The following is a 4,222-nucleotide window of genomic DNA, read 5'->3' on the forward strand; positions in this document are numbered from 1 at the left end:
CAAGACGCATTGTCGCGCACAGAGCGAGGCCCCGCGCCCGTCCCGCTATTTCTCCCGCGGGCGTGCGAAGCGGGGCGCTTCGGGCCGCATGTTGGCATCGCTGAAATGGCCTTGCCCGTTGGGGTGGATCATCGCATCGATCTGCTTGCGCCATTCGTTGTAGATTTCCGGTTCGGGAATGTCCTTCCCGCTGTGCCAGTGCGGCGCTTCGCCCGGCTCCATCAGATCGCCGATTGAGCGCGCGTCTTCCAGATCGCGCGGGCTCATCAGCTTTTCGGGCTCGGGCGGCGGCACGGGGACCAGCCGCGCCAGCACCTCGCCCATGGGGAGGGGATCGGCGGGCACGGGTTCATCGTTCACGCGCAGATCGCGATGCGCATAGCGGAACCGGTCGGGCATATAGGCGCGCAGCAGGAACATCAGCAGCCGGTCGTTCTGGCGGAAGCGGCGGCCCTGCATGTGGCCCTCGCGATCGAACACCGGCTCGTCAGTGCCGCGCAGGGCGCGGTCGAACGCCACGTCCAGCAATTTGCGCGAGGCATGGGTCAGCGCCACGTCCCATGCGGCGGCGAACTGTTCCGCGCCGGGCGCGCGGCGCAGGCGATAGGCGCTGGACACGCTCATCCCGCAATCCTGCGCGGCGTGATCGACGCAGCCGGTTTCGGCGAGCACGGCGATGAAGTCCTGCTGGCGCTGCGGTGTCCAGCCATCCTCGCGCCGGCGGCGCCGCACGGGGAGCCACTCGTATTCCTCCGGATCGAAGCCATGCGCATCGGGGCTGGGCAGCTTCGCGCGTTCGGCGGCGACGAGGGCCGCCTCGCGCGCTTCTTCCGCCTCGGCCTCCGCTTGGCGGCGGGCCTGCACCCGCTCCGCCTCGCGCGCGGCGCGCCTGATCTTGCGGGTGAGGGCGCCGCGCTGCTGCGGGCTGAGCTTTTGGGGCGGGGTTTGGGGTGAGGGCGGGGGCGCCGGTGAGGGCGGTTCGCTTTCGGACGCTTTGGTTTCGGGCGGGTGGCCGATGGATGAGGGGGCGCGGTTGGCCATGCGGGACAGGGCGCGGCTGCGCTTGGCGATGCGGGCGTATTTCTTGCTCATCCGCATCGTAAGGCACAAACGAACCAAATAGGAAAGAAAAAATGTTTCTACATTTCTCGGGTGGTTCGCCAACCCATGAGGTGAAATGCGATTACGAGCGCGAGCTAGGCACCCGCGCCACCGCCCGCTTTACCGAACTGCTCAACGCCGGCCCCTTCACGCTAACCCCCGAAGCCGACCGCCGCCCACGACCGCTACGGCCGCGCGCTGTTCACCGTGACGCGCGGCGGGCGGAGCCTTGGCGATATGCTGGTGGCTGAGGGGCTGGCGGAGCGATGGACCGGGCGGCGGCGGGAGTGGTGTTGAGAAGAGAAAGGTCTGACATCCTGAATACCAAACCGACTAGGTCACTTCAAAGCTTCGAGACGCAAGATCACGTTCTGTACCGCTGTGTTGTAGCGCGCGAATTGGTCTTCCAGTTCCGACCTGCTCATGGTCGCATATGATCGGATGTTCCAAGTCTCGACAAATCGACTGCCCCACTTGTTTCGTCTTATAAAAATGATGCGACCGTCGCTTTCTAAAAAGTCGGAGTGACTCAACAGTCCGTCTTTCAAGATTGAGCAAATTAAGCGGATTTGATGGTAGGAAAATCGGGGCCTCGCCCAGCCAAGCATGAAATTTGGCACTAGCCTATCACCCTCGATTGAAACAAACATCGGAGCAATTGGAAGAGCTCTCACCTTACCGCGAGCATCACGTGAAAACGGATAAGGTGGGAAATCGCTGGCAATATCATCAGCAATTTCAAACTGCCTTTTGGTGAGGTATTCATCGAACGTGGGAATGACCTCGTCCGCTGCCATGCGCAAATACCCCTGATAACCCGAAGTTGCATGATTAGCATCTGCTAGGGTTATCTGGCGATTAGCAAGTTTCTCGCACAATCTTGTGATCGGATAAAGCGATCTTTGTGGAGGGTTTTCGACAATCCGCCAAATTTCTTTGCTAGTATCATCTAGACGTGGATGATTTTGCCGTGCCCAGTTGAAAATCCCAGGCGTTTTTAACACGCGATCAATTTTCGTCTGTATGTTTTCCACTATTTTTTGGCGTCGAACGCCCAGCTATTATGGACGGCGGAATTGCCATGCCTGGATTGGCCTGTCCTCCTGTCCGCCAAATGATATCCCAAGGAGACCCCTCTTCGTGCGATAAATGAGTAAGGCTTGACGCTGAGAAATGACCAATATCACTAAATACCTGTTCAAATATCGAAAGGTCAAGACCTTCAAAATCTTCCGTTACGGTTACTCGTTTTCGGCCCTCAATACTGAACTTTGTAAAGCGAGAACTATCGTCGAGCTTGTTTTCGTTGAAGTATATCTCCCTAAAAACCGGACCAAAATTCCACGCTTCTGCGCGAGCGGGCGTCAAAAGAACATGAAAGTCGCGAAGTGCTTTTTCGTAAGCAAAGAAAACCATCTTATTTATCCAGACCTTGGTCGGAACAATACTGGCCTTCTCAGCTCTCTCAACAAACCAATTTGCTACACCCCGGACGTCGTAGTTGCGCGACTTAAAGGGATAGTATTTCCCGACCCCGATGGGGCCTTTAAGGGGAACCTCCGGTGCATCAGTCGTATCAATCTCGGCGTCACTGAGTGAGGCGAGAGCGATTAGATCCAGAGGAACGGCTTGATCCGACGTCATAAAGAATTTTCTTCAAAGGCGCGCCGCTCAGCGGAAGTGGCTTTTCGCGCACTGATAATTCGACCGGGGCGCATGGTCTCCTCATCCGAACCTTCTGGCTCGGTGTGAACTACAAGTACAAGGATTCCAGCGATCATTCCATAGGTCCGCCATCGGACCTCAGTTTCGAATGGGTCTTCGTAGGTTTGCGATAGCGGATCGGAAAATGCAAGCGTTGCAGTTTCGAAGCTCAGTTTATGCTTTCGTCGATTGTCTTCATTCTTCTTGTGATCCCAAACCCACATTTGGTTATAGCTACTCCGCCGCCACGCTCCCGCTCGCCGCGCCCACCGCATCCCCGAACAGCCCCGGTCCGTCGCTCTCGGCCTCGTCCGCCTCGTTGGCGGCCTTGGACTTGGCGGTGTGGCGCTTGTCGAAGCTGGACCACACGTCGTTCCAGTTGCCGCGCGTCGCGCCCTTGGAATATTCGGTGGCGCGGGTTTCAAAGAAGTTGGCGTGCTCCACCCCGTTCAGCAGCGGGGCCAGCCAGGGCAGCGGGTGTTCTTCCGTCATGTAGATCGCGGGCAGGCCCAGCTGGCTCAGCCGCCAATCGGCGATGTAGCGGATGTACCGCTTGATATCCTTGGCGGTCATGCCGGACACCGGCCCCATCTCGAACGCCAGATCGATGAAGGCATCTTCCAGACGCACCGTCTTCTGGCACATGTCCATGATGTCTTCCTTGACCGATTTGGTCAGGCAGTCCCGCTCCGCGCAGAAGGCGTGGAACAGGCGGGTGATGCCTTCGCAGTGCAGGCTTTCGTCGCGCACGCTCCAGCTCACGATCTGGCCCATGCCCTTCATCTTGTTGAAGCGCGGGAAGTTCATCAGCATGGCGAAGCTGGCGAACAGCTGCAGCCCTTCGGTAAAGCCGCCGAACATGGCCAGCGTGCGGGCGATATCCTCGTCGCTATCGACGCCGAACTGCTGGAGATAATCGTGCTTGTCGCGCATCTCCTGATATTCCAGGAACATGCCGTATTCGCTTTCGGGCATGCCGATGGTGTCGAGCAGGTGGGAATAGGCGGCGATATGCACCGTTTCCATGTTGCTGAACGCGGTCAGCATCATCTTGACCTCGGTCGGCTTGAACACGCGGCCGTATTTCTCGTGGTAGCAATCCTGCACCTCGACATCGGCCTGGGTGAAGAAGCGGAAGATCTGGGTGAGCAGGTTGCGCTCGTGCTCGGCCAGGTTCTGCGCCCAGTCGCGGCAATCCTCGCCCAGCGGCACCTCTTCCGGCAGCCAGTGGACCTGCTGCTGCCGCTTCCAGAACTCGTAGGCCCACGGATATTCGAAGGGCTTGTAGGTCTTGCGGGCTTCGAGAAGGGACATTGTGTAACTCCGGCGGTGCAGGAAACTATATCTGGTGGAGGCCTAGTCGGTCTTGCGGGCTTCGAGCAACGACATCTGGTATCTCCGGGGCTTTCGGTGATTG

General features: G+C 58.6%; 6 protein-coding genes. 1 reads left to right on the forward strand and 5 read right to left on the reverse strand.

What is annotated here, in order from left to right; genetic code table 11:
- Positions 1–45: 45 nt before the first annotated feature.
- The gene (locus ACFDTG_RS15715; protein ID WP_375291900.1) at positions 46–1,092 is read right to left on the reverse strand and encodes a hypothetical protein; all 1,047 of its coding nucleotides are present in this window, start codon (positions 1,090–1,092) and stop codon (positions 46–48) included.
- Between the two features lie 41 nt (positions 1,093–1,133).
- On the opposite strand from ACFDTG_RS15715, the gene ACFDTG_RS15720 reads away from it, so the two are divergent.
- Positions 1,134–1,352, forward strand: a complete 219-nt coding sequence (locus ACFDTG_RS15720) for a hypothetical protein (protein ID WP_375291901.1) — start codon at positions 1,134–1,136, stop codon at positions 1,350–1,352.
- 87 nt (positions 1,353–1,439) lie between these two features.
- Here ACFDTG_RS15720 and ACFDTG_RS15725 read toward each other — a convergent pair whose 3' ends face one another.
- Genes ACFDTG_RS15725 through ACFDTG_RS15740 form a run of 4 tightly spaced genes read right to left on the reverse strand, consistent with a single transcriptional unit; the run spans position 1,440 to position 4,119 of the window.
- Positions 1,440–2,135 (reverse strand): hypothetical protein, encoded by a 696-nt coding sequence (locus tag ACFDTG_RS15725; RefSeq protein WP_375291902.1) that lies wholly within the window; start codon positions 2,133–2,135, stop codon positions 1,440–1,442.
- The gene (locus ACFDTG_RS15730) at positions 2,110–2,745 is read right to left on the reverse strand and encodes a Panacea domain-containing protein (RefSeq protein WP_375291903.1); all 636 of its coding nucleotides are present in this window, start codon (positions 2,743–2,745) and stop codon (positions 2,110–2,112) included. The genes ACFDTG_RS15725 and ACFDTG_RS15730 overlap by 26 nt, the downstream gene beginning before the upstream one ends.
- Positions 2,742–3,080, reverse strand: a complete 339-nt coding sequence (locus tag ACFDTG_RS15735) for a BrnT family toxin (RefSeq protein ID WP_375291904.1) — start codon at positions 3,078–3,080, stop codon at positions 2,742–2,744. Before ACFDTG_RS15735 ends, ACFDTG_RS15730 begins: the two co-directional genes overlap by 4 nt.
- Complete coding sequence (locus tag ACFDTG_RS15740; protein ID WP_375291905.1) at positions 3,040–4,119, reverse strand: ribonucleotide-diphosphate reductase subunit beta; 1,080 nt, start codon at positions 4,117–4,119, stop codon at positions 3,040–3,042. The genes ACFDTG_RS15735 and ACFDTG_RS15740 overlap by 41 nt, the downstream gene beginning before the upstream one ends.
- Between the last annotated feature and the right edge of the window lie 103 nt (positions 4,120–4,222).

Source organism: Qipengyuania sp. (assembly GCF_042095715.1).
Taxonomy (GTDB): Bacteria; Pseudomonadota; Alphaproteobacteria; order Sphingomonadales; family Sphingomonadaceae; genus Qipengyuania.